A 23,788-nucleotide genomic window follows, 5' to 3' on the forward strand; every position below is an offset into this window, starting at 1 on the left:
AGACGGGCCAGTTTCAGCAGATGATTTTGCTACTCGGCCGGCTCGACGCCGGTGTAGGCGGCTTCTTCGAGCTCGCGCTTGAGGCGGCTCTCCTCGGCAACCTTCGGCGTGATGAAGCGGCCGAGCAGCAGATAGGCCACCGGCGTCAGGAACAGCGTCGAGATCGTCGCAAGCCCGAGGCCGCCGACGATCACCCAGCCGAGCGCGATGCGGGCCTCCGCGCCGGCACCTTGCGCCAGCACCAATGGCAGGCCGCCGAGCACGGTACAGATCATCGTCATCATCACAGGCCGCAGCCGGATGGTCGCCGCTTCCTCGATCGCCTGGCGCACGCCCATGCCGCGGTCGCGCAACTGGTTGGCGAACTCGACCACAAGGATGCCGTTCTTGGCCATGACGCCGACAAGCAGCACAAGCCCGATCTGGCTGTAGGCGTTGAGCGAGGTGCCGGTCAGGATCAGCGCGAAGACGGCGCAGGCGAGACCGAGCGGCACGGTCGCCATGATGATGACCGCCGAGACGAAGCTCTCGAATTGCGCTGCCAACACCAGAAGAATGATGACGATGGCAAAGCCGAAGATCGTCAACATGCTGCCGCTGGTCTCGTTCAGCGTCGCCGCCTCGGCGAGCGGCAACAGGCGACTGCCCGCGGGCAGCACGGGTGCTGCGATCTGATCGGCCTGCTTCAGCGCTTCGCCGAGCGCGAAGTCGTCGGCAAGTCCGGCGGTGATGGCGACCGAGCGCTGCTGCTGCTCGCGCGACAGCGACGGCGGCACTGCACGTTCGCTGAGCGTGGCGATCGTCGATACCGGCACGAAGCGGCCGTCGGTCGTCCTGATAAAGATGTTCTCGAGGTCGGTCGAATCGTTGATCGGGTTGGTGGTCGAGACCAGCTTCACGTCATAGCTGCGGTCCTCGATGAAGACGCTGGTGATCTTGCGGCCGTCGAGCATCGCCTGCAAGGCTGGCGACAGCCCCTTGATGTCGATGCCAAGGTCGGAGGCGCGCTCCCGGTCGACGGTGACGAACAACTGCGGCTGGTTGGCGTCGGTCGAAAGCCGGGGCTGGCGGAAGCGCGGATCCTTCTCCATCTCGGCCAGCACCTTGGTGGCGGCGGTGCCGAGGTCGGCATAGCTGTTGCCGATCAGCGCGAACTGAAGGCCGTTGCCGGCGCCGCGGATGCCCAGACTGTTGGGCTGGCCGACAGTGGTGCGCACCCCGGGCACCTGGCTGGTGCGGGCCAGGATGTCGGCAGCAATCTCCTGCTGGGTGCGGCTGCGCTCGCTCCACGGCGCCAGCGACAGCACCATGAAGCCGCTGTTGTTGTTGTTGCCCATGCCTGCGCTGACGAAGGTGCTCTCGATCTCTCCCGACTTGCGCAGCGGTTCGATCAGGCCCTCGATGCGGCGCAACTGCGAGGCGGTGTAGTCGAGGCTGACGCCTTGCGGGGCGGAGACGCGCAGCATCACCAGCGAGCGGTCCTCGGTCGGCGTCAGTTCCTGGCGCACGGCGCCGAAGGCGACATAAGCGGCGCCGGCAAACAGCAGCGACACCAGGATGACGATGGCGGGCGCATTGAGGCAGGCATGCAGGCAGCGCTTGTAGAGCGCGGCGAGCTTCGTGCCGATCTTGCCGAGCACGCCGCCATGGCTGTGCTCGATGCTCTTTTCGGTCAGCATGCGCGAGGCCAGCATCGGGCACAGTGACAGCGCCACGATCGATGACAAAAGCACGGAGATCGCCAGCACGAAGCCGAACTCGCGAAACAGGCCGCCGGTCTGGCCGGGAAGGAACGAGATCGGGATGAACACCGCGGCTAGCGTCGCCGTCGTTGCCACCACCGCGAAAAACACCTCCTGCGTGCCGAGTACGGCAGCTGCCCGCGGGCCCATGCCCTCGTTGCGGCGGCGCACGATGTTTTCGAGCACGACGATGGCGTCGTCGACGACGAGGCCTGTCGCCAGAACCAGCGCCAGAAGCGTCAGGATGTTGACCGAGAAGCCGGCAAGATAGATGCCGGCGATGGTGCCGATCATTGCCACCGGCATGGCAAAACCGGGGATCAGCGTCGCGCGCCAGTCCTGCAGGAAGGCGTAGATGACGATCAGCACGATCGTCACCGACAGGATCAGCGCGATTTCGACCTCGTGGATGGCGCCCTGGACGAAGGTCGCATCGTCAGAGGTGACGCGGATGGTCATGCCGGCGGGCAGGGTGGTCTGGATCTTCTCGGCCGCCGCGCGCACGCCCTTGGAGATGTCGAGCGTGCTCGACTGCGCCTGGCGCACGATGCCGATGCCGATGCCGGTCTTGCCGTCGGAGCGCAATGAGGTCGAGCCGGGGTCACCGCCGAGCGTGACGGTGGCGACGTCGCCGAGCTTGGTCTTGCCGTTGATGATGATGCTCTCGAAGGCCTCGGGCGTGGTCACGGCGGCACTGGCGCGGACGATCAGGTCCTGATTGCCGACGGTCAGCGAACCTGCAGGTGCGTCGAACGACACGCTCGCCAACGCGTTCGAGATGTCGGCCAGCGTCAGACCGAGGCTCGCCACCTTGGCCTGGTCGATGTCGACGCGGAATATCTTGGCACGGTCGCCAAAGGTCTGCACGTCGGCGACGCCGTCGACGGCGGCCAGCGTGTCGACGATCTGGTCTTCGACCAGGATGGTCATGTCCTCGACCGGCATGGTGTCGGAGGTCACCGCCAGGCGCATCACCGCATCGGCATTGGCGTCGGCCTTGACGATGCGCGGCGCATCCGCGTCGTCAGGCAGCGAATTGGTCACCCGGCCGACTGCGTCGCGCATATCGGAGGCGGCGACGTTGAGGTCGACGCCGTCGTTGAATTCCACCGTGACGCGGCTGTTGCCGTAGGACGAGCTCGACGAGATCGACTTGACGCCGGTGACGCGCGCCACCGCACCTTCGACCACCGCCGTCACCTCGCGGTCGACGATTTCGGCAGCCGCATCGGAATAGGTCGTCGACACCGTGATGACCGGCCGGTCGACGTCGGGCAACTCACGCACCTCGACGCCGTAGAAGGCAGCGAGGCCGGCAACCACGATCAGCGTGTTGATGACGAAGGCCAGGACCGGCCGGCGCACGAAAAGTGCGGTGATACCTTTTTCGGCGTTGTCGTTCTGCATCGTGCTCATGTCGGCGCTCCCGCTCAGGAGCCGCTGCCGGCGGCTTCGCGGCCGGCGATCAGCAGCTCGGCGCCTTCCCGCACCGTGTGGATGCCTTCGGTCACCACCTTGTCGCCTGATGTCAGCGCTGCCTGCACCAGCACGCTGTCGGTGTTGCGCTGGATGATGCGCACCGGCACGCGCTTGGCCTTGCCGTTGTCGAGCGCCCAGACGAAGGCGCCGTCGCCACCCCACTGAATCGCCAGCGGGTCGACTGAGGGATAGGTGTCGCCGGGAAACTGCATCGCGACCTGGAACGACATGCCGGCGCGCAGGGCGTCGTCGTCATTGTCGATGCGGGCCTGGATGCGCAGCGTGCGGCTCTGTTCGTCGAGACGGTTGTCGATGGCGCTGACTTCGCCTTCGAACACCCGGCCGGGGCGGGCGACCGAGCTTGCCGTCAGCGGCGCGCCGACCGAAATGAGCCCGGTGAAGCGTTCCGGCACCCAGATGTCGACGATGATCCTGGAGCGGTCGTCGATGGTGGCGATGGCGGTCTGGCTGGTGACGTAGTTGCCGGCCTCGACCGGCAGAATGCCGACGATACCGGCAATGGGCGCCGTGATGGTGCGGCGGTCGAGTGCAAGCGCTGCGTCGCGCACGGCAAGGCGTGCGTTCTCGACGGCGAGTTCCGCTTCCTTGAGCTGCACCGTCGTCGCCGTGTTGGTGGCACGCAGCGCCTTGATGCGTTCCAGCGAGGCTTCGGCGTCGCCCTGGGCGATGCGGGCGCGCTCGAGCGCGATCTCTTCCGAATCCGAATCGAGCCGGGCAATGACGGTGCCCGCCGTGACCTTCTCGCCGGCCGCGACCGAGATTTCGGTCAGCCGTCCGGAGGCGTAGGGGTTGATGACGACCGAGTTGAGCGCCCGTCCGGTGCCGATCGCCGACAGCCGGTCGTTGATCGTGCCGGATGTCACCGTCTGCGTGACGACGGGTGTCTGTGGCTGGCTGCCGCCGCGATTGCCGCCCTGGCGGTTGCCGCCGCTGCCGCCGCGCGCCGCCTGCGGCTGTTCCGTCTTGGCCTCGGCCCAGTCGATGCCCCAACTGGCCAGTACGGTGCGCGAGCTCGGCACCAGCAGCACCCATCCGGCGGCTGCCGCAAGTACAATGACAATTGCCAAGACAATCTGCTTCCAGGCGGCCATGCGTACTCCGGTCTGCTGCGTTTTCGTTCCGCTCGGGAACACGTGGCTTCTCATCGCTGGCAAAGCACTGTGCCGTCGCTGCACCTCGCCAAGTGATCGTTCGTCGGCAACCGGGCGCAAGCTCGTAAGGGCACGCCAGTATAACCTAGTTCGTCAGCCGAGGCTTAGGGCAATTCTCGGCGCCTAGCACATTAAATCTGCGTAATATTTGCAGGATTGGCCGCGCGCTCAGCGCAGGTCCTCGATCGCGCGGATGCGTCTTGCCGCTTCTGTCTCAAGCTTGCTGGTCAGTGCGCCGATGACCGTTTCGACGGCGACGAACAGGGCCGAGGAAGAGTCCCATGCCGATGGCACCGCCGTGCGCCCTGATATCACGTGGCGGGCGAAGCGTGCGATCGGCGACAGCCACTGGTCGGTGAACAGGATGATGGTGGCGCCCCTGGCATGGGCTTTTTCGGCGAAGCGGATCAGGCTGTCCTGGTAGCGCCTTATGTCGAAGATCAGCAGCGTGTCGCGCTTGCTCATGTCGATGAGCTTGTCGCGCCACAGGCTTTCCTGGCCGACGAGATGGGTGACGTCGGGCCGAATCAGGTTGAGGTGCGCTGCCATGTAGCGCGCCAGCGGGTCGGTGAAGCGTCCGCCGACGAGGTAGACGTGCCCTTTCGGGCCGGCCAGCTGGGTGACAATGTCGGCGAGCTGCCGGTCGGAGATGTGCCGGAACGTCTCGCGGATATTTTCGAGCACGGCTTCGAGGATGGGCGCCGTCGAGGCGGGCAGCAGCGACGGCGTCGTCGCCGTGCGCGACGCCGGCGATTGCAACTGGGCGGCCAGCTCGTCCTGGAGTGCCGACTGGAATTCCGGATAATTCTGGAAGCCGAGCCTGGCCACGAAACGCAGGATGGTGGGCGAGGAGACGCCGGCCTGCTGCGAGAATTCGGCCACCGTCTTCAGCCCGATGAGTGGATAGGAGGCGATCAGCGTCTGCGCCGCCCGGCGCTCGCCTGCCGGCATTGTGTCGATCTTCTCAGTGATCAGTTCGGCAACGCTCGAAACCATCCGCATCCCCTGCTGCATTGGCTGCCGCCTGGCCCAGCGCACAGTCCGGCTCAGGCCCGAAATGACATTTGACAAACTCTTACAATGTGTATGAAATCATCCATAGGGGCGCAATGAACAAAAATACGTAACATACGATACGGCCCCGGGGATGACTGAATGGGAACGGGCCAGGCCGCTGCGCGAGCAATGTCGAATGCCGTCCGGGTGACCAACCGGGCCGGGCGCAGCCCCTTTGTCATCCTGTGCGACCACGCTTCAAATCATCTTCCCACAAGTTACGGCACGCTCGGTCTGGACGCGTCAGAGATGCAGCGCCACATCGCCTGGGACCCGGGCGCCTTGCCGGTATCGCGGCGTATGGCCGAGGGCCTCGATGCGACGCTTGTCGAATCCTGCGTGTCGCGGCTCGCCATCGATTGCAACCGGCCACTCGCCGCCCATGACCTGATCCCGGAGATCAGCGAGACAACAGCCATTCCGGGCAACGCCGCTTTGACCGCCTCTCAGCGTGAGGCGCGAATCGCGCTATCGTGGCGCCCGTTCCACGATGCGATCGACGAGGTCGTTTCGGAACGGCTCCGCGAAGGGCGGGAGACGAGACTGGTGTCTGTCCATTCCTTCACTCCGGTTTACAAGGGCGTCTCGCGCCCTTGGCACATCGGCATCATCCATGACGAAGACGCCCGGCTCGCCGCGCCGCTGATCGCCGCGCTGGAGACCCTCGACGGCATAACTGTCGGCATCAACGAGCCCTATGCGCCGGCCGACCGCGTCTATTTTACCCTGGAACACCACGGCAGGTCGCGCGGCCTGCCGTGCGCGATGATCGAAATCCGTAACGACGAAATCTCGGCGCAGACCGGGCAGCGGAGATGGGCGGATCTGCTCACGGGCATCTTTGAAGGGCTCGAACCGGAGGCGGGCGAAGCGCCCGGTTTCCAGGCGGGCAACGGACGCGCAGCTCAATCGAAGGCATAACAATAAGGGGACATGCAAAATGACATCGCCTGGTTATTCCGAACACGACAAGAGCGAGGACGTTAAAGTCCTCCACAGCATGGGCTATGCCCAGGAACTCGAACGGAGAATGAGCCAGTTCTCCAACTTCGCCGTCTCGTTCTCCATCATCTGCATCCTGTCGGGCGGCATCAATTCGCTCGCCCAGGCAACGTCTGGCGCCGGCGGTGCCGCCATCGGCATCGGCTGGCCGCTCGGCTGCTTCGTGTCGCTGGTCTTCGCCGTCGCCATGGCCCAGATCAGCTCGGCCTATCCGACCGCCGGCGGCCTCTATCACTGGGGCTCGATCCTCGGCAACCGCTTCACCGGCTGGCTGACCGCCTGGTTCAACCTGCTCGGTCTGGTCACCGTGCTGGGCGCAATCAACGTCGGCACCTACTACTTCTTCATGGGCGCCTTCGGCACGACCTATCTCGGGCTCGAGGATACCACCACCACCCGCATCATCTTCCTGGCGATCATCACCGGGTTGCAGGCGCTGGTGAACCACATGGGCATCGGCCTGACCGCCAAGCTTACCGACTTCTCCGGCTACCTGATCTTCGCGACCGCGATCGCACTTGCCGTCGTTTGCCTGGCCGCAGCCGACAGCTATGAAATCAGCCGCCTGTTCACCTTCTCGAACTATTCGGGCGAAGCGGGAGGCAACGTCTGGCCAACCAACTCTGCAACCTGGGTGTTTCTGCTCGGTCTATTGCTGCCGATCTACACCATCACCGGCTACGACGCCTCGGCGCATACCTCGGAAGAGACACTGAAGGCGGCCCACTCGGTGCCCCGCGCCATGGTCGGCTCGGTGCTGTGGTCGGCTCTGTTCGGCTACATCATGCTGTGCTCGTTCGTGCTGATGCTGCCGAATATGGACGAAGCCGCCAAGCAGGGCTGGAACGTGTTCTTCTGGGGCATGGACCAACAGGTCAACCCGGTCGTCAAGGATCTGCTCTACCTCGCCATCTTCCTCGCCCAGTGGCTCTGCGGCCTGGCAACGGTGACGTCGGTGTCGCGCATGATCTTCGCCTTCTCGCGTGACGGCGGCCTGCCGGGCTCCAAGGCGCTGGCCAAGGTCAGCCCGACCTACCGTACGCCGGTGGCCGCAATCTGGACCGGTTCGATCCTCGCCGTCCTGTTCGTCTGGGGTTCTTCGCTGGTCTCGATCGGCGAAACGCCAGTCTACACCATCGTCGTGGCCTGCACCGTCATCTTCCTGTTCTTCTCATTCACCATTCCGATCGCGCTCGGCTTGATGGCCTGGGGCACTTCGAAGTGGGACAAGATGGGTCCATGGAATCTCGGTGAAGGTGTCTTCAAGCTGTTCGCCGTGCTGTCGATCATCGCCATGATCCTGATCTTCGTGATCGGCATCCAACCGCCGAACGACTGGGCGCTCTACATCACCGTTGGCTTCCTGGTTGTCACCGGCATCGTCTGGTTTGCCTTTGAAGCCAAGCGCTTCCAGGGGCCGCCGATCGGCGAGGAGGTCGCCAAGCGCGCCGCCGAGATCGCAGCGGCAGAACGCGCCGTCGGCGAAACGGGACACTGACACTTCTCAAAATGGCCGTGGCCGGCCATGCGCCGGCCACGTCTTGTTTCAACCCTCAGAACGATCTTCCAAAACCTGAAAGTGGCATTGCCCGGAGCGGAACAAAAATGGCTGGAAATCTCTCATTCGATCAGTTGAAGAAGGCTGTCGCCGCAGGCGAGATCGACACGGTGCTCGCCTGCGCCGTCGACATGCAGGGCCGTCTGGTCGGCAAGCGGTTTCTCGCCAAGTACTTCGTCGAATCCGCCTATGACGAGACCCATGGCTGCAATTACCTGCTGGCCAACGACATCGATATGGAGCCGGTGCCCGGCTACAAGGCGGCAAGCTGGTCGAAAGGTTATGGCGATTTCGTCATGAAGCCCGATCTCAACACCATCCGTAACGTGCCTTGGCTCGAAAAGACGGCGCTGCTGCTCTGCGACCTCAAGGATCACCACACACATGAGGATCTGGCGCACTCGCCGCGCGGCATCCTGCGCAAGCAGGTCAAGCGCCTCCAGGAGCGCGGCTATCTCGCCTATTTCGCCTCCGAGCTCGAATTCTACCTGTTTTCAGAAACCTACGATTCGGCCCGCGCCAAGCACTGGCAGAACCTCGACACCGCCTCGCCCTATATCGGCGACTATCTGATCGGTATTACCACCAAGGAAGAAGGCGTCATGCGCCGGCTTCGCAACGAGATGGAAGCCGCCGGCATTCCGATCGAAAACTCCAAGGGCGAGTGGGGCCCGGGTCAGGAAGAGATCAACGTCCGCTACGCCGAAGTCCTCGAGATGGCTGATCGCCACGTCATCCTGAAGAACGGCGCCAAGGAGATTGCCGCCTCCGAAGGCAAGGCGATCTCGTTCATGTCCAAATACAATTACGGGCTCGCCGGCAACTCCAGCCACATCCATAATTCGCTGTGGAGTGCCGACGGCAAGACACCGCTGTTCTATGACAAGGGTGCCGAATGGACCCTGTCCAAGCTCGGCCAGCAGTGGTCTGCCGGCCAGCTCAAATACGCCAAGGAGTTCACCTGGTTCCTGGCGCCCTACATCAACTCCTACAAGCGCTTCCAGTCGGGGACGTTTGCGCCGACCAAGATCATGTGGAGCGAGGACAACCGCACCGCCGGCTTCCGCCTCTGCGGCGAGGGCACCAAGGGCATCCGCATGGAGTGCCGTATCGGCGGCGCCGACCTCAATCCATATCTCGCTTTCGCGGCGCTGATCGCTGCCGGTCTTGCCGGCATTGACGAGAAGCTCGAACTGCAAAAGCCGTTTGTCGGCGACGCCTACCAGGCTGCCAGCCTGCCCGAAATTCCGAAGACCCTGCGCGATGCCACCGAGACGCTTGCATCGTCGAAGATGCTCAGGGAGGCGCTCGGCGAGGAGGTCGTCGACCACTACGTCCACACCGCGCGCTGGGAACAGTTCGAATACGACCGCCGCATCACCGACTGGGAGCTGCACAGAGGCTTCGAGCGGTACTAAAGTCACCCTCATTGCGTGACCCTCCTTTGGCCTGCCGGCCAGGGGAGGGTGTTGAACTTGGAAGGACAATAGACATGACCGAGACGGTCAAACTCAAATCCCCCATCAATGGCTCGATCTTTGTCGAGCGGCCGGTCGCTTCCGACCAGGCGATCAATGCAGCAGTCGAACGCGCCCGCACAGCGCAGGCCGACTGGGCCCGTGTGCCGGTCGCCGAGCGCGCCGCCTATATGCTCAAGATGCTCGAGGCGCTGGTTGCGATGAGCGACGAGATCGTGCCCGAACTGGCCTGGCAGATGGGCCGGCCGACCCGCTATGGCGGCGAGTTCGGCGGCGTCAGGGAACGTACCCAATACATGGTCGAGATCGCCGAGCGCGCGCTCGCGCCGGTGCCGGCATCCAACCCCAAGGACGGCTTCCTTCGCTACGTGAAGAAGGACCCGCTCGGCGTGGTGATGGTCATCGCGCCGTGGAACTATCCCTACCTCACCGCCGTCAACACCATCGTGCCCGCGCTGATCGCCGGTTCGACCGTCATCCTCAAACACGCCGCTCAGACCCTGCTCGTCGGCGAGCGTTTCGCCAAGGCCTTCGAGGCCGCCGGGCTGCCGAAATACGTCTTCCAGAACCTGGTGCTCAACCACGCCCAGACCGAGAAGCTGCTCGCCTCGGGCAAGGTCGACCACGTCAACTTCACCGGCTCGGTCGCTGGCGGCCGCGCCATCGAAAAGGCAGCGGCGGGCACCTTCATGACGCTCGGCCTCGAGCTCGGCGGCAAGGATCCGGCTTATGTGCTGCCCGACGCCAAGCTCGACCATGCGGTTGCCAATCTCGTCGAGGGCGCATTCTTCAATTCGGGCCAGTGCTGCTGCGGCATCGAGCGCGTCTATGTCCACGAGAAGATCTACGACCAGTTCGTCGAGGGCTTCATCGCCGAGACCAAGAGCTATGTGCTCGGCAATCCGCTCGAGCAGGCAACGACGATGGGGCCGATGGCCCAGGCGCGCTTCGCCGACTTCATCCGCGAGCAGAAGGCCGAGGCCCTGCGCAAGGGTGCGGTCGCCCACATGAACACCAAAGACGACCAGGACAAGGCGGGTTCGCCCTACCTGCCGGCCGAGGTGCTGACCAATGTCGACCACCAGATGTCGGTCATGCGCGACGAAAGTTTTGGCCCGATCGTCGGCATCATGAAGGTGCGCAACGACGACGAGGCGATCGCGCTGATGAACGACAGCCCCTACGGCCTCACCGCTTCGATCTGGACCGCTGATACCGAGCACGCCATTTCGGTCGGCGACCGTGTCGAGACAGGCACCGTGTTCATGAACCGCTGCGATTATCTCGATCCGGCGCTTGTCTGGACCGGCGTCAAGGACACCGGCAAGGGTGCTGCGCTGTCGCAGATCGGCTACGACAATTTGACCCGGCCGAAGTCGTATCACCTGCGCGAGAAGATCTGATTTCCCGAACGCCAATCTGATTCTGAAAGCAAAAAATGTCCAAACTCGTTTCCAAGTGGAATTACCCGACCACCGTCCGCTTCGGCGCCGGCCGCATATCCGAGCTGCCCGACGTGCTTGCCGCCACCGGCATCAAGAAGCCGCTGTTCGTCACCGATCCCGGACTCGCCAAGCTGCCGGTCGTGGCATCCACGCTGAAGATCCTCGACGACGCCAAGGTGCCCTATGGCGTCTTCTCCGACGTCAAGCCGAACCCGGTCGAATCGAACCTCACCGCCGGCATCGCCGTGTTCAAGAAGGGCAAGCATGACGGTGTCATCGCCTTCGGCGGCGGCTCGGCGCTCGATCTGGGTAAGCTGATCGCCTTCCAGGCCGGCCAGACGCTGCCAGTGTGGGATTTCGAGGACGTCGGCGACTGGTGGACCCGCGCCAATTCCGACGCCATCGCGCCGATCATCGCCGTGCCAACCACCGCCGGCACGGGCTCCGAGGTCGGCCGTGCGGGTGTCATCACCAATGAAGAGACCCACACAAAGAAGGTCATCTTCCATCCCAAGCTTCTGCCGGCGATCGTCATCGCCGACCCCGAGCTTTCGGTCGGCATGCCGTCCTTCATCACTGCCGGTACCGGCATGGACGCCTTCGCCCACTGCCTCGAAGCCTATTGCGCCCCTGGCTACCATCCGATGGCCGACGGCATCGCTGTCGAAGGCATCCGCCTGGTGTTCGAGAACCTGCCCAAGGCCTATGCCAACGGCAAGGATCTGACAGCCCGCGCCCACATGATGAGTGCCGCCGCCATGGGGGCTGCCGCCTTCCAGAAGGGCCTCGGCGCCATCCATTCGCTGTCACATCCGATCGGCGCGCTCTATGACACCCATCACGGCATGACCAACGCCGTGTTCATGCCTTATGTGCTCGCCTTCAACCGCGATGCCATCGAAGCGAAGATCGCCCGCCTCTCGGCCTATTGCGGAATCAAGGGCGGTTTCGACGGTTTCGCCAAGGCGGTCATCAAGCTGCGCAAGGAGCTCAAGGTGCCGCACGCGCTGCCCAGCCTGATCAAGGGCCTCGACATGGACAAGAAGCGCAAGACCCTGATCGCCGACATGGCGGTGGTCGATCCGACCGCCGGCGGCAACCCGGTCAAGCTCACCAAGAAGGCCGCGCTCGGCTTGCTTGAAAACGCCATCGAAGGGACGGTTTGAGACTAGTGTCGAGACGTGATCCCGAATTGTATAGTCGGCAAAACAAAGGGGAGGGGTTTGGGAGGCATCCGGAATTTAATTAGCCGGTAAACAACGGCGACGATTGCGACAACCGATTAAAAGTAGTTAACTTTTTCCCACTGCGGGCGCTGGCTTCATGGAACTTTCATGTGACTGTCACATGAAGCAATTACCGCATCGCAGGCGTCTCATGGCGTCAGTTCAACGGAGAGAACAACATGTTCAAGTTTGCAGGGAAAGTGCTTTCCCTAAGCGCGGCGTCGCTGATGGTGACGACGGCTTTTGTGTCGGCCCAGGATATGGCCGCACTCGAAGCCGCCGCGAAGGCGGAGGGCCAGCTGACCACGATCGCGCTGCCGCATGACTGGTGCGGCTATGGCGCCGTCATCGAAGGTTTCAAGAAGAAGTACCCCGAGATCACTGTCAACGAGCTGAACCCCGACGCGGGCTCCAGCGACGAGATCGAGGCGATCAAGGCAAACAAGGACAACAAGGGCCCGCAGGCGCCTGACGTCATCGACGTCGGTCTCTCCTACGGCCCGCAGGCCAAGGCCGACGGCCTGATCCAGCCCTACAAGGTCGCGACCTGGGATTCGATCCCCGATACCGCCAAGGACGCCGAAGGCTACTGGTACGGCGACTATTACGGCGTGCTGTCCTTCGAAGTGAACAAGGACCTCGTCAAGAATGCGCCGGCCGACTGGGCCGATCTGCTCAAGGACGAGTACAAGAACTCGGTTGCGCTCGCCGGTGACCCGCGCGCGTCCAACCAGGCGATCCAGGGCGTCTATGCCGCCGGTCTCGGCTCAGGTGCCACCGACGCGGCTTCGGCTGCCGAGAAGGGCCTCGCCTTCTTCAAGGAGCTGAACGCCAAGGGCAACTTCGTGCCGGTCATCGGCAAGTCGGCCACCCTCGCACAGGGCCAGACTCCGATCCTGATCACCTGGGACTACAACGCCCTTGCTGGTCGCGACACGCTGAACGGCAACCCGCCGGTCGACGTCGTCGTCCCGGCCTCGGGCGTCGTTGCCGGCGTCTATGTCCAGGCGATCAGCGCCTATGCGCCGCACCCGAACGCTGCCAAGCTGTGGATGGAGTATCTCTATTCCGACGAAGGTCAGCTCGGCTGGCTCAAGGGCTACTGCCACCCGATCCGCTTCAACGATCTCGCCAAGAACGGCAAGATCCCGCAGGACATGCTCGACAAGCTGCCGCCGGCCGCTGCCTATGAGAAGGCCGTGTTCCCAACGCTTGAAGACCAGGCCAAGGGCAAGGAAGCTATCACCAAGCAGTGGGATGCCGTTGTCGGCGCCAACGTTCAGTAACTGAGCATCTGCTATCGCGGGCGGCTTCGCGGCCGCCCGCATTTTCTCTCAAGACGGCGCCCCGATGACCCAAGCCAGCATATCCGACACGGCCATCGCCACACGCTCCGCTCCGCCGGACGCTCGCAGCGGTTTCCGCTTGCCGACCCATTGGCTCGGCGTCGCGCCGTTCTTCATCTTCGCCCTGATGTTTTTGATCCTGCCGACGCTCTACCTCGTCATCGGCGCCTTCCAGAACGACCAGGGCCAGTACACGCTCGACAACATCCGTCAGCTCTTCATCGACAAGTCGATCCGCGATGCCTACTGGGTGTCGATCAAGATCAGCTTCTGGTCGGCCACCATCGGCGCCTTCATCGGCTTGGCCATGGCGATCGCCATCGTGCGCGGCGGCCTGCCTGCCTGGGTGCGCTCGTCGACGATGACGTTTTCGGGCGTTGCCTCCAATTTCGCCGGCGTGCCACTGGCCTTCGCCTTCCTTGCCACGCTCGGCCGTCTCGGCCTGGTGACAGTGCTCCTGCGCAACATCGGCATCGACATCTACGCGATGGGCTTCAATGTCCTGACGTCGTTCGGGCTGATCATCGTCTACCTGTTCTTCCAGATCCCGCTGATGATCGTCATCATCACGCCGGCGATCGACGGGCTTAAGCGCGAGTGGGGCGAGGCGGCGGCCACGCTTGGCGCCACAACCTGGCAGTATTGGCGAATGGTCGTCATCCCGGTGCTGTGGCCGAGCTTCCTCGGTACGGTGATCCTGCTGTTTGCCAATTCCTTTGGCGCCATCGCCACCGCCTATGCCTTCACCGGCTCGTCGCTCAACATCGTGCCGATCAAGCTCTATGCGCAAATCCGCGGCGACGTGCTGCACAATCCGCATCTCGGCTATGCGCTGGCCTTCGGCATGATCGTCGTCACCGGCCTCGCCAATATCTTCTACATCTGGTTCCGCACCCGCAGCGAGAGGTGGCTGAAATGAAGACCGGTCGCTTCTGGGCCTGGCTCGTCTTTATCGTCGGCGCCGCCTATTTCTTCATCCCGCTGATCGCCACCTTCGAGTTCTCGCTGCGCATGCGGCGCGGCGAATATTCCTTCGACGCCTATCGCGTGGTGCTCGGCGATGCACGTTTCCAGGAAACCTTCGCCTATTCGGTGACTGTCGCCGTGTTCACCATCCTGCTCGGCGTGTTCCTCGTCGTGCCAACCGCCTACTGGATCCGGCTGCGCATGCCGCAGCTGAGGCCAATCGTCGAGTTCATCACGCTGTTGCCGCTGGTCATCCCGGCGATCGTGATCGTCTTCGGCTACATCAGGATGTATGGCTCGAACTCGCCGCTGCCGTTCCTCGGCTCGGCCCGCGGCACCGATGCGCTCTTGGTCATCGGCTATGCCACGCTGGCGCTGCCCTACATGTACCGCGCCGTCGACACCGGCCTGCGCACTATCGACGTGCGCACGCTGACCGAGGCTGCACAGATTCTCGGCGCTGGCTGGACGACGATCATCGCCCGCGTCATCCTGCCCAATGTGCTGATAGCCGTGCTGTCGGGCGCCTTCCTGACCTTTGCCATCGTCATCGGCGAGTTCACGCTGGCGAGCCTGCTCAACCGCCCGGCCTTCGGTCCTTATCTGCAGAACATCGGCGCCAACCGCGCTTATGAGCCGGCAGCGCTTGCGGTCATCGCCTTTGCCATCACCTGGGGCTGCATGTCGGTGATCCAGATTCTCGCCCGTTTCGCGCCGAAGTCGGCAAACCGCCCGAACTGAACAAGAAGAGCACAAGCCAATGGCCGATCCCTTCCTTTCCATCCAGAGCGTCAAGAAGTCCTTCGGCAACGTCGCCGTGGTCAAGGACTTCAACCTCGACGTCGGTGCCGGCGAGTTCGTCTCGTTCCTCGGACCATCGGGCTGCGGCAAGACCACGATGCTGCGTATCGTCGCCGGCTTCGAGGAGCCTTCGGCCGGCAAGGTGCTGATCGGCGGCAAGGACGTCACCGGCCTCAAGCCCAACCAGCGCAACATCGGCATGGTGTTCCAGGCCTATGCGCTTTTTCCCAACCTGACGGTGGCGCAGAACATCGGCTTCGGCCTCAAGGTTGCCGGCATGCCCAAGGCGCAGGCGCAGCAGCGCATCGACGAGATGCTCGCCATCATCAAGCTGCCTGACTTCGGCGACCGCTATCCCTACCAGCTCTCCGGCGGCCAGCAGCAGCGCATCGCACTTGCTCGCGCGCTCGCGCCCAAGCCAAAGCTCTTGCTGCTCGACGAGCCGCTGTCGGCGCTCGATGCAAAGGTGCGTATTTCGCTGCGCGAGGAAATCCGCTCGATCCAGAAGAAGCTCGGCATCACCACCATCTTCGTCACCCACGACCAGGAAGAGGCGCTGTCGATGTCCGACCGCATCGTGGTGATGAACGAAGGACGGGCCGACCAGACCGGCACGCCGTTCGAGATATACAACCGCCCGTCGACCAAGTTCGTCGCCAATTTCGTCGGCACGCTCAACGTGCTCGAAGGCACGATCAGCGATGCGGCTTCCGGCACCGTCAAGATCAACGCCGAGGAGATCGGCCTCAAGGGCAAGCTCAACGGCTCCAAATCAGGCGACACGCTGTCGCTGGCGCTGCGGCCCGAGGCGATCTCGCTCGGCCGCAAGGCCGGCAACGACTCCAACTTGACCGGCCAGATCGCCGACGTGCATTTCCTGGGCTCGGTCATCCGCGTCCGCGTCGGCGTCGGCCAGAATGTGGTGTCGCTCGACACCTTCAACAGCCCAAGCAGCCCACCGCCGGTCGTTGGCCAAAAGACCGAAATCAGCTTCTCCTCCGGAGACGTGCTGGTGCTGCACTAGGGGGCTTTGTATCGAACAAATCCTGAGCAAAGCGGGGAAGGCTTTCCCCGCTTTGCTTTTTTGGCAGCCGCTGCCTTGGGCTTTCGCCGCAGCCCGGCAGTTTCTGCGCAGATCGCCATGCGCCTCGTTCCTTCGCACCCCCCTCTGGCCTGCCGGCCATCTCCCCCACAAGGAGGGAGATTAGTCTCGTCGCCGGCAGGGCTCACCCTGGAACATCGCAGGGATTAGCCCAGCGATGTTGGCGATTGGCCGAGAGGTCGATGACGGCGTGATCTCCCGCCTTGTGGGGGAGATGGCCGGCAGGCCAGAGGGGGGAGGATCGCGACCTGCGAGATTTGCCTCATTTTGCCTCATTAGGCACAAGCGCATGTGACCTCTGTCAGCATCCAGCGTGGATAACCGCCGCCGTTTCTCCACGCCCTCTCCATCTCCCGTATCAGAGACCTCGCGATCTTCCACGGGGCCCCGGCGTCTGGGCTCGGGGTGACGTGCCGGTGCCGGGCTGGCAGGCGGTCGGTTCTCCTGCTGGGTGATGGGCCCGCAAGCCCTGGTCTCGCTTGCCTCGCCCCGCAATGACGGTTGCGCGATGACGGCCCCGAGGCCCCTTCCCAAACACCTTACCGCCTTGTCTAATCCCGCCATGGCTTTCACGCTTCGCCAGCTTCAGTTCTTCGTCGCCGTTGCCGAGCAGGGCACGATTTCGCGCGCGGCGCAGAACCTGTCGATCTCGCAGTCGTCGGTCACCGAAGCGATCAAGGAACTGGAGGGCGATCTCGGCGTCGAGTTGTTCGAGCGCCATCCGCGCGGCCTCAACATCACCCACAAGGGTCACCAGTTCCTGCGCCACGCCACCAAGATCCTCGCCGACGTGTCGGACGCGCGCCGCACCTTCTTTGGCGGCCAGGCCACCGCCACCGGCCAGCTCAAGCTCGGCGTCACCTCGCTGGTCGCCGGCTACGTCTTGTCCGATCTGCTAGCCCGCTATCGCCGCGCCCATCCGGCCGTAGAGATCTCGGCGATCGAGGACAATGGAGACTATCTCGAGCACCTGCTTGTCGGCGGCAAGCTCGATCTCGCCGTCATGGTGACCTCCAACCTGCGCGACCGCATGGCGCTGCAATCGGAAATCCTCGAGGTCTCTGCCTATCGTCTCTGGCTGCCGCTCGGCCATCCGCTCGCCTCGGCCGAAATCATCAGCGTGGGCGACATCGCATCCGAGCCACTGATCATGCTGTCCGTCGACGAGATCGAGGAGAACACCGGCAAACTGCTTTCGGCGATCGGTGCCAAACCGCATGTCGCCTTCCGTACGCGCTCGGTCGAGGCGGTACGCTCGCTGGTCGCGACAGGGGCAGGGGTGGCGCTGCTGCCCGACCTCGTCTACCGGCCTTGGTCGCTCGAAGGGGACCGCATCGAGTCCCGCGACGTCTCGGGCTCGCTGCCTGTGGTGCAGGTCGGCATGGTGTGGCGGCGCGGCTCGTCGCTGCCGGCGGCGGCGCGCGATTTCATCGGCATCGCGCAAGCGCAGCGGACCGTTCGCCAGAAGCTTTGACGTGGCGCCTGAAAATTGGTGTCGGAAGCACGATACGCAGCTTTAGGATGCCAGAGCGTACTTTGCGCGTCCTGCCGGACACGGCGCGCTCTCGGTATCGGAAAAACCGATATCACCCTTCTTTCGAATGAATTTGCGAAACCTGCGCTTTCACAGCACCTTTCGTTTCAGGGCAACACCGCCAATAAGAGAGCGGTTCCTGCACATGGGAGGATCGAGATGAAGGCATTTCTGAAATCCTGCACGGCAATCGCCTTGGCTTGCAGCTTTTCCGGCCAGGCGGTGGCGCAGGTCAAAGAAATCGGCGCCGGCGAAGGCCAGGTCAACATCATCGCCTGGCCGGGCTACATCGAGCGCGGCGAGACCGACAAGAACTATGACTGGGTGACGGATTTCGAAAAGGCGTCGGGCTGCAAGGTCAACGTCAAGACGGCTGCCACCTCCGACGAAATGGTGGCGCTGATGAACGAGGGGGGCTTCGACCTCGTCACCGCTTCGGGCGATGCCTCGCTGCGGCTCGTTGCCGGCAAGCGCGTGCAGCCGATCAATACGGATCTCGTCAAGAGCTGGTCGACCGTCGACGAGCGCCTCAAGGACGCACCGTGGTTCACCGTCGATGGCCAGCATTATGGCGTGCCCTATCAGTGGGGCCCGAACGTGCTGATGTACAACACCAGTGTGTTCAAGGAAGCACCGAAGAGCTGGAACGTCGTCTTCGAGGCGATGGACCTGCCAGACGGCAAGCCCAACAAGGGCCGTGTCCAGGCCTATGACGGCCCGATCCACGTCGCCGACGCCGCCAACTACCTGATGGCGCACAAGCCCGAACTCGGCATCAAGGATCCCTACGAACTCAATGAGGATCAGTACAAGGCAGCGCTCGATCTGCTGCGCGTCCAGCGCACGCTTGTCGGCCGCTACTGGCACGACGCCATGATCCAGATCGACGACTTCAAGAACGAAGGCGTCGTCGCCTCGGGTTCGTGGCCGTTCCAGGTCAACCTGCTCGGCTCCGAAAAGCAGCCTGTCGCTTCGACCATCCCGGAAGAGGGCGCCACGGGCTGGGCCGACACGACGATGATGCATGTCGACGCCGCCAATCCGAACTGCGCCTATATGTGGCTCGAGCATTCACTGAATCCCAAGCTGCAGGGCGACCTCGCCGCCTGGTTCGGCTCCAACCCGGCAGTGCCCGCCGCCTGCAAGGGCAACGCTCTGCTCACCGACGAAGGCTGCAAGACCAACGGCTTCGAGGAGTTCGCCAGGATCAAGTTCTGGAAGACGCCGGTGTCGAAATGTGCCAGCCAGAACGACCAGTGCGTGCCCTATTATCGCTGGGTGTCGGATTATATCGGCGTGATCGGCGGCCGCTGAGGCCGGCAACAAACGATGCCCCCCTCGCCAGGCCGCTTTGCGGCCGCCCTCTCCCTCAGGGGAGAGGGGGCGGAGGGCTTCAACCGACCCTTTGAGACGACCGCCTGACAGCGCGGCATGAAGGCATCGGCGGCCGCGGGTCGGCCGGATGCGCAGCCATGGCCCGGGCATTTCGCCCCGGACGCATATGGCCCCAGACATCGGAAGCTAAAGACGATGACCCCTGCAGTCGCCTTTCAAAAGACCTCGCGCCACTTCGGTGCGGTGCGCGCGGTCGATGCCGTCGACCTCGAGATCAAGCCCGGCGAATTCTTCGCCATGCTGGGTCCGTCGGGCTCGGGCAAGACCACCTGCCTCAGGCTGATCGCCGGCTTCGAACAGCCGACCTTGGGCAGCATCTCGATCTTCGGCGAACGCGCCGAGGGCGTGCCGCCCTATCGGCGCAACGTCAACACGGTGTTCCAGGACTACGCGCTGTTCCCCCATCTCAACGTGCTCGACAATGTCGCTTACGGGCTGATGGTCAAGGGCATCAGCCGGGATGAACGCCACCGCGCCGCCGAGGATGCGCTCAAGCTGGTGCAACTGCCGGGCTATGGCGGCCGCAAGCCGGGCCAACTGTCCGGCGGCCAGCGACAGCGCGTGGCGCTGGCGCGCGCTCTGGTCAACAAGCCCAAGGTGCTGCTGCTGGACGAGCCGCTCGGGGCGCTCGACCTCAAGCTGCGCGAGAGCATGCAGGAAGAGCTCAAGCAACTGCAAAAGGCGCTCGGCATCACCTTCGTCTTCGTCACCCATGACCAGGGCGAGGCGCTGTCGATGGCCGACCGGGTCGCGGTGTTCAACGACGGCCGCATCATGCAGGTCGGCGCGCCGGAGGATATCTATCAGCGTCCGGCATCGCGCTTCGTTGCCGATTTCGTCGGCTCGTCCAACGTGCTGCCGCCCGACTTTGTCCAGCGCTACGCCGGCGAGCGGCGCTGGGGCAGTCTCCGACCCGAGCAGATCCGCATTCGCCGCGACACCTCAGGCGACGGCGTCGCCGCGCGCGTCGTCTCGCGCCACTATCTGGGTGCTGCGACCAAGCTGTCGCTCGACGCCGATGGCCTCAGGCTGCATGCGACTGTGCCGTCGGGCGCCGCCATCCCCGAAGATGGCGCCCATGTCATGCTGACCTTCAACCGCGACCAGCTCCATTTGATGGAGGAGCAGGCATGAGCGTCCAGGCTGTGTCAGGCGCGTCCGACGTGGCTGCCGCGATCCTGCCCAGGCGTGGCGGCTTCGCCGGCTCGCTGTCGGACCTGTTGTGGCGCAAGCCGGGGCTGCTGTTGTTCTTGATGCTGGCACCGCCGCTGCTCTGGCTTGGCGTCGTCTACATCGGCTCGCTGATTGCGCTTTTGGCGCAGAGCTTCTTTTCGATCGACGAATTCTCCGGCCTGATCAGCCGCGAGCTTACGCTCAAGACCTATGGCGACCTGTTCCAGCCGGCCAATCTCGACATCATCGTGCGCACGGTGACGATGGCCGCACTGGTGACACTCGTCTCGGCGGTCGTCGCGTTTCCCATCGCCTACTACGCGGCGCGTTATGCCCGCGGCACGTGGAAGGCGCTGTTCTATCTCGGTGTGATGCTGCCCTTGTGGTCGAGCTACCTCGTCAAGATCTATGCCTGGAAGCTGATCCTCGCCAAGGAAGGCATCCTGACCTGGGTGTTTGCCAAGCTGCATCTGTCGTGGCTGCTCGACAGTTGGCTGTCATTGCCCGTCGTCGGCGGCAACTCGCTGTCGGTCTCGTTCACCGGCACCTTCATCGTCTTCGTCTATGTCTGGCTACCGTTCATGATCCTGCCGATCCAGGCGGCACTCGAGCGCGTCCCCGGCAATCTGGTCGAAGCCTCCTCCGACCTCGGCGCGTCACCGGGTCAGACGTTCCGCAACGTGCTGTTCCCATTGGCACTGCCAGGCATCGTCGCTGGTTCGATCTTCACCTTCTCGCTGACACTCGGCGACTACATCATCCCGCAGATCATCGGTACGTCCAGGCTGTTCATCGGCCAGGCCGTCTATGCACAGCAAGGCACTGCCGGCAACATCCCGCTCGCCGCCGCCTTCACCGTCGTGCCGATCGTCATCATGGGCTTCTACCTCTGGGGCGCCAAACGCATGGGAGCATTCGATGCGCTCTGACCGCTCGCAATCGGCGCCCCTCGGCATCAAAATCGCGGCTGCCGCGGGCCTCGCCTTCCTGCATCTGCCGATCCTGCTGATCTTCGTCTACGCCTTCACGACGGAAGAAAAGAGCTACCAGTGGCCGCCACCCGGCCTGACGACGCAGTGGTTCGCCGCCACCTGGGCACGGCCTGATGTCTGGCAGGCGCTTGGCCTTTCAGTCCAGGTCGCGGCGATCTCTACAGCGATTGCGCTGGTGCTTGGAACACTCTGCGCCGCTGCGGTAAGCCAGACCCGGTTCTTCGGCCGCGAGGCGATCTCGCTGCTGGTCATCCTGCCGATCGCCTTGCCCGGTATCATCACCGGCATCGCCTTGCGCTCGGCCTTCAGCCTGGCCGAAATCCCGTTCTCGTTCTGGACGATCGTGCTCGGCCACGCCACCTTCTGCGTCGTGGTCGTCTACAACAACGCGGTGGCACGGTTCCGCCGCACCTCGGGCTCGCTCATCGAAGCATCGATGGATCTCGGCGCCGACGGCTTCCAGACGTTCAGGCATGTGATCCTGCCCAATATCGGTACGGCACTCCTGGCCGGTGGGATGCTCGCCTTTGCGCTGTCATTCGACGAGGTCATCGTCACCACCTTCACCGCCGGACAGCAGCAGACGCTGCCGATCTGGATGCTGGAAGAACTGGTGCGCCCGCGCCAGCGCCCGGTCACCAATGTCGTGGCCATGGTCGTCGTGCTCGCGACCCTGCTACCCATCCTTGCCGCCTATTACCTGACCCGCGAAGGCGACCAGATCGCCGGTGCCGGAAAATAAGACTCGAAAGGGAGAAGTCATGGACACCCAGATGCTTATCGGCTCGACGTTCGAAAAAGGAACCGAGACGGAGGAGGCGATCCTCAATCCGCGCACCGGCGAGACGATCCTCAGCCTGCCTGAGGCCTCGCCGGCGCAGATCGAGGCGGCTGTCGCGGCAGCCCAGAAGGCCTTCGTGACCTGGTCGAAGACCACGCCGGCGCAGCGCTCGGGCTATCTACTCAAGATCGCCGACCGCATCGAGGCCGAGGCGGAAGGCTTTGCCAGGCTCGAGGCGCTCAATTGTGGCAAGCCGATCAACGCCGTGCTCAACGACGAGATCCCGGCGATCGTCGACTGCTACCGCTTCTTTGCCGGTGCAGTGCGCTCGATGCCCGGGCTGGTGGCCGGCGAGTATCTGCCCGGCCACACCTCGATGATCCGCCGCGACCCGGTCGGCATCGTTGCCTCGATCGCGCCGTGGAACTATCCGCTGATGATGATGGCGTGGAAACTGGCGCCGGCAATCGCCGGTGGCAACACAGTTGTCTTCAAGCCGTCCGAGCAGACGCCGCTGACGGCGCTAAAGCTTGCAAGAATTCTCGCCGACGTGCTGCCAGAGGGCGTGGTCAATGTCGTGCTTGGCCGCGGCGAAAGCGTCGGCAACACGCTGATCAACCATGCGGCAGTCAGCATGATCTCGATTACCGGCGACGTCGCCACCGGCAAGAAAGTGCTGCAGGCGGCGGCCAAGTCGGTCAAGCGCACGCATCTTGAACTCGGCGGCAAGGCGCCGGTCATCGTCTTCGATGATGCTGATATCGACGCCGTGGTCGGTGGCCTGCGCGCCTTCGGCTACTACAATGCCGGCCAGGACTGCACCGCGGCCTGTCGCATCTATGCCGGTAAGAAGGTCTACGACAAGCTCGTCGCCGACCTGTCGTCGGCGGTGTCGACCATTCGTTTCGGCCAGGCCGACGACACCGAAAACGAGATCGGGCCGTTGATCTCGCGGCGCCAACGCGACCGCGTAGCTTCCTTCGTCGAGCGTGCCTCAGAGCTCAAGCACATCGAGATCACCACCGGCGGCAAGCAGGGCGAGGGCGGCGGCTTTTACTATCAGCCGACGGTCGTTGCCGGTGCGCTGCAAGAAGACGAGATCGTGCGCCGCGAGGTGTTCGGTCCGGTGGTGTCGGTGACGCGCTTCTCCGACGTCGACGAGGCGGTCAACTGGGCCAATGACAGCGACTACGGCCTGGCGTCGTCGGTGTGGACCAAGGACATCTCGCGCGGTATGTCGACGGCGGCTCGGCTGCAATATGGCTGCACCTGGATCAACACGCACTTCATGCTCACCAACGAGATGCCGCATGGCGGCCTCAAGCAATCCGGCTACGGCAAGGACATGTCGGTCTATGCGCTGGAGGACTACACCGCCGTACGCCATGTCATGATCGCGCATGGGTGAGCGGGCGGTTTCGCGCGCAGCGCGAAAGCCATGATGCCGGTGGCAACATGGCAGGCCTGCGAACGCCGGAACGCTGCCGCAGGCAGCGGGACCCGGCTGGACGGGCAGGCAGATGAGGGAGCAAAGCTTGCA

The 23,788-nt window shown here is 63.7% G+C and carries 18 protein-coding genes; 15 read left to right on the forward strand and 3 right to left on the reverse strand.

Annotation, left to right across the window (positions count from 1 at the left end):
- Positions 1-29: 29 nt before the first annotated feature.
- The 3 genes from DY201_RS08755 to DY201_RS08765 all read right to left on the reverse strand — a co-directional run bounded on the left by DY201_RS08755 (position 30) and on the right by DY201_RS08765 (position 5,389).
- Positions 30-3,158 carry an efflux RND transporter permease subunit gene (locus DY201_RS08755; RefSeq protein ID WP_115730857.1) on the reverse strand — a complete coding sequence of 1,043 codons (3,129 nt, stop codon included), beginning with the start codon at positions 3,156-3,158 and terminating at the stop codon, positions 30-32.
- 14 nt (positions 3,159-3,172) lie between these two features.
- On the reverse strand, positions 3,173-4,333 hold the full coding sequence (locus DY201_RS08760) for an efflux RND transporter periplasmic adaptor subunit (RefSeq protein WP_115730858.1): 1,161 nt from the start codon (positions 4,331-4,333) through the stop codon (positions 3,173-3,175).
- Positions 4,334-4,561: 228 nt separating this feature from the next.
- Positions 4,562-5,389 carry a MurR/RpiR family transcriptional regulator gene (locus DY201_RS08765; RefSeq protein ID WP_115730859.1) on the reverse strand — a complete coding sequence of 276 codons (828 nt, stop codon included), beginning with the start codon at positions 5,387-5,389 and terminating at the stop codon, positions 4,562-4,564.
- 159 nt (positions 5,390-5,548) lie between these two features.
- On the opposite strand from DY201_RS08765, the gene DY201_RS08770 reads away from it, so the two are divergent.
- The 15 genes from DY201_RS08770 to DY201_RS08840 all read left to right on the forward strand — a co-directional run bounded on the left by DY201_RS08770 (position 5,549) and on the right by DY201_RS08840 (position 23,656).
- Entirely contained in the window at positions 5,549-6,370 is an 822-nt protein-coding gene (locus DY201_RS08770; protein ID WP_115730860.1) for an N-formylglutamate amidohydrolase, read from the forward strand.
- A 19-nt stretch (positions 6,371-6,389) separates the two neighbouring features.
- Positions 6,390-7,949 carry an amino acid permease gene (locus tag DY201_RS08775; RefSeq protein ID WP_115730861.1) on the forward strand — a complete coding sequence of 520 codons (1,560 nt, stop codon included), beginning with the start codon at positions 6,390-6,392 and terminating at the stop codon, positions 7,947-7,949.
- Between the two features lie 107 nt (positions 7,950-8,056).
- Positions 8,057-9,427, forward strand: a complete 1,371-nt coding sequence (locus DY201_RS08780) for a glutamine synthetase family protein (RefSeq protein ID WP_115730862.1) — start codon at positions 8,057-8,059, stop codon at positions 9,425-9,427.
- 74 nt (positions 9,428-9,501) lie between these two features.
- Entirely contained in the window at positions 9,502-10,890 is a 1,389-nt protein-coding gene (locus DY201_RS08785) for an aldehyde dehydrogenase family protein (protein WP_115730863.1), read from the forward strand.
- A 35-nt stretch (positions 10,891-10,925) separates the two neighbouring features.
- Complete coding sequence (locus tag DY201_RS08790; protein WP_115730864.1) at positions 10,926-12,098, forward strand: iron-containing alcohol dehydrogenase; 1,173 nt, start codon at positions 10,926-10,928, stop codon at positions 12,096-12,098.
- A gap of 239 nt (positions 12,099-12,337) precedes the next feature.
- Positions 12,338-13,444, forward strand: coding sequence for an ABC transporter substrate-binding protein (locus DY201_RS08795; protein ID WP_115730865.1), 1,107 nt, complete (start codon positions 12,338-12,340; stop codon positions 13,442-13,444).
- A gap of 64 nt (positions 13,445-13,508) precedes the next feature.
- Positions 13,509-14,423, forward strand: a complete 915-nt coding sequence (locus tag DY201_RS08800) for an ABC transporter permease (protein WP_115730866.1) — start codon at positions 13,509-13,511, stop codon at positions 14,421-14,423.
- The gene (locus tag DY201_RS08805) at positions 14,420-15,211 is read left to right on the forward strand and encodes an ABC transporter permease (RefSeq protein WP_115730867.1); all 792 of its coding nucleotides are present in this window, start codon (positions 14,420-14,422) and stop codon (positions 15,209-15,211) included. Before DY201_RS08800 ends, DY201_RS08805 begins: the two co-directional genes overlap by 4 nt.
- Before the next feature lie 19 nt (positions 15,212-15,230).
- Positions 15,231-16,295 carry an ABC transporter ATP-binding protein gene (locus DY201_RS08810; protein WP_115730868.1) on the forward strand — a complete coding sequence of 355 codons (1,065 nt, stop codon included), beginning with the start codon at positions 15,231-15,233 and terminating at the stop codon, positions 16,293-16,295.
- A 640-nt stretch (positions 16,296-16,935) separates the two neighbouring features.
- Positions 16,936-17,847 (forward strand): LysR family transcriptional regulator, encoded by a 912-nt coding sequence (locus tag DY201_RS08815; RefSeq protein WP_108607052.1) that lies wholly within the window; start codon positions 16,936-16,938, stop codon positions 17,845-17,847.
- A gap of 219 nt (positions 17,848-18,066) precedes the next feature.
- Complete coding sequence (locus DY201_RS08820; RefSeq protein WP_115730869.1) at positions 18,067-19,221, forward strand: ABC transporter substrate-binding protein; 1,155 nt, start codon at positions 18,067-18,069, stop codon at positions 19,219-19,221.
- 216 nt (positions 19,222-19,437) lie between these two features.
- Positions 19,438-20,436, forward strand: a complete 999-nt coding sequence (locus tag DY201_RS08825) for an ABC transporter ATP-binding protein (protein ID WP_115730870.1) — start codon at positions 19,438-19,440, stop codon at positions 20,434-20,436.
- Positions 20,433-21,404 carry an ABC transporter permease gene (locus tag DY201_RS08830; protein WP_115730871.1) on the forward strand — a complete coding sequence of 324 codons (972 nt, stop codon included), beginning with the start codon at positions 20,433-20,435 and terminating at the stop codon, positions 21,402-21,404. The genes DY201_RS08825 and DY201_RS08830 overlap by 4 nt, the downstream gene beginning before the upstream one ends.
- The gene (locus tag DY201_RS08835) at positions 21,394-22,209 is read left to right on the forward strand and encodes an ABC transporter permease (protein ID WP_115730872.1); all 816 of its coding nucleotides are present in this window, start codon (positions 21,394-21,396) and stop codon (positions 22,207-22,209) included. Before DY201_RS08830 ends, DY201_RS08835 begins: the two co-directional genes overlap by 11 nt.
- Before the next feature lie 19 nt (positions 22,210-22,228).
- Positions 22,229-23,656, forward strand: coding sequence for a gamma-aminobutyraldehyde dehydrogenase (locus DY201_RS08840; RefSeq protein WP_115730873.1), 1,428 nt, complete (start codon positions 22,229-22,231; stop codon positions 23,654-23,656).
- Positions 23,657-23,788: the final 132 nt, after the last annotated feature.

It is taken from the genome of Aminobacter aminovorans, from assembly GCF_900445235.1.
Classification (GTDB): Bacteria; Pseudomonadota; Alphaproteobacteria; order Rhizobiales; family Rhizobiaceae; genus Aminobacter; species Aminobacter aminovorans.

Bases quoted from the DNA above. Each gene is read 5' to 3' on its own strand.
- DY201_RS08755 (WP_115730857.1), bottom strand. From the start codon at position 3,158: ATGAGCACGATGCAGAACGACAACGCCGAAAAAGGTATCACCGCACTT.
- DY201_RS08760 (WP_115730858.1), bottom strand. From the start codon at position 4,333: ATGGCCGCCTGGAAGCAGATTGTCTTGGCAATTGTCATTGTACTTGCG.
- DY201_RS08765 (WP_115730859.1), bottom strand. From the start codon at position 5,389: ATGGTTTCGAGCGTTGCCGAACTGATCACTGAGAAGATCGACACAATG.
- DY201_RS08770 (WP_115730860.1), top strand. From the start codon at position 5,549: ATGGGAACGGGCCAGGCCGCTGCGCGAGCAATGTCGAATGCCGTCCGG.
- DY201_RS08775 (WP_115730861.1), top strand. From the start codon at position 6,390: ATGACATCGCCTGGTTATTCCGAACACGACAAGAGCGAGGACGTTAAA.
- DY201_RS08780 (WP_115730862.1), top strand. From the start codon at position 8,057: ATGGCTGGAAATCTCTCATTCGATCAGTTGAAGAAGGCTGTCGCCGCA.
- DY201_RS08785 (WP_115730863.1), top strand. From the start codon at position 9,502: ATGACCGAGACGGTCAAACTCAAATCCCCCATCAATGGCTCGATCTTT.
- DY201_RS08790 (WP_115730864.1), top strand. From the start codon at position 10,926: ATGTCCAAACTCGTTTCCAAGTGGAATTACCCGACCACCGTCCGCTTC.
- DY201_RS08795 (WP_115730865.1), top strand. From the start codon at position 12,338: ATGTTCAAGTTTGCAGGGAAAGTGCTTTCCCTAAGCGCGGCGTCGCTG.
- DY201_RS08800 (WP_115730866.1), top strand. From the start codon at position 13,509: ATGACCCAAGCCAGCATATCCGACACGGCCATCGCCACACGCTCCGCT.
- DY201_RS08805 (WP_115730867.1), top strand. From the start codon at position 14,420: ATGAAGACCGGTCGCTTCTGGGCCTGGCTCGTCTTTATCGTCGGCGCC.
- DY201_RS08810 (WP_115730868.1), top strand. From the start codon at position 15,231: ATGGCCGATCCCTTCCTTTCCATCCAGAGCGTCAAGAAGTCCTTCGGC.
- DY201_RS08815 (WP_108607052.1), top strand. From the start codon at position 16,936: ATGGCTTTCACGCTTCGCCAGCTTCAGTTCTTCGTCGCCGTTGCCGAG.
- DY201_RS08820 (WP_115730869.1), top strand. From the start codon at position 18,067: ATGAAGGCATTTCTGAAATCCTGCACGGCAATCGCCTTGGCTTGCAGC.
- DY201_RS08825 (WP_115730870.1), top strand. From the start codon at position 19,438: ATGACCCCTGCAGTCGCCTTTCAAAAGACCTCGCGCCACTTCGGTGCG.
- DY201_RS08830 (WP_115730871.1), top strand. From the start codon at position 20,433: ATGAGCGTCCAGGCTGTGTCAGGCGCGTCCGACGTGGCTGCCGCGATC.
- DY201_RS08835 (WP_115730872.1), top strand. From the start codon at position 21,394: ATGCGCTCTGACCGCTCGCAATCGGCGCCCCTCGGCATCAAAATCGCG.
- DY201_RS08840 (WP_115730873.1), top strand. From the start codon at position 22,229: ATGGACACCCAGATGCTTATCGGCTCGACGTTCGAAAAAGGAACCGAG.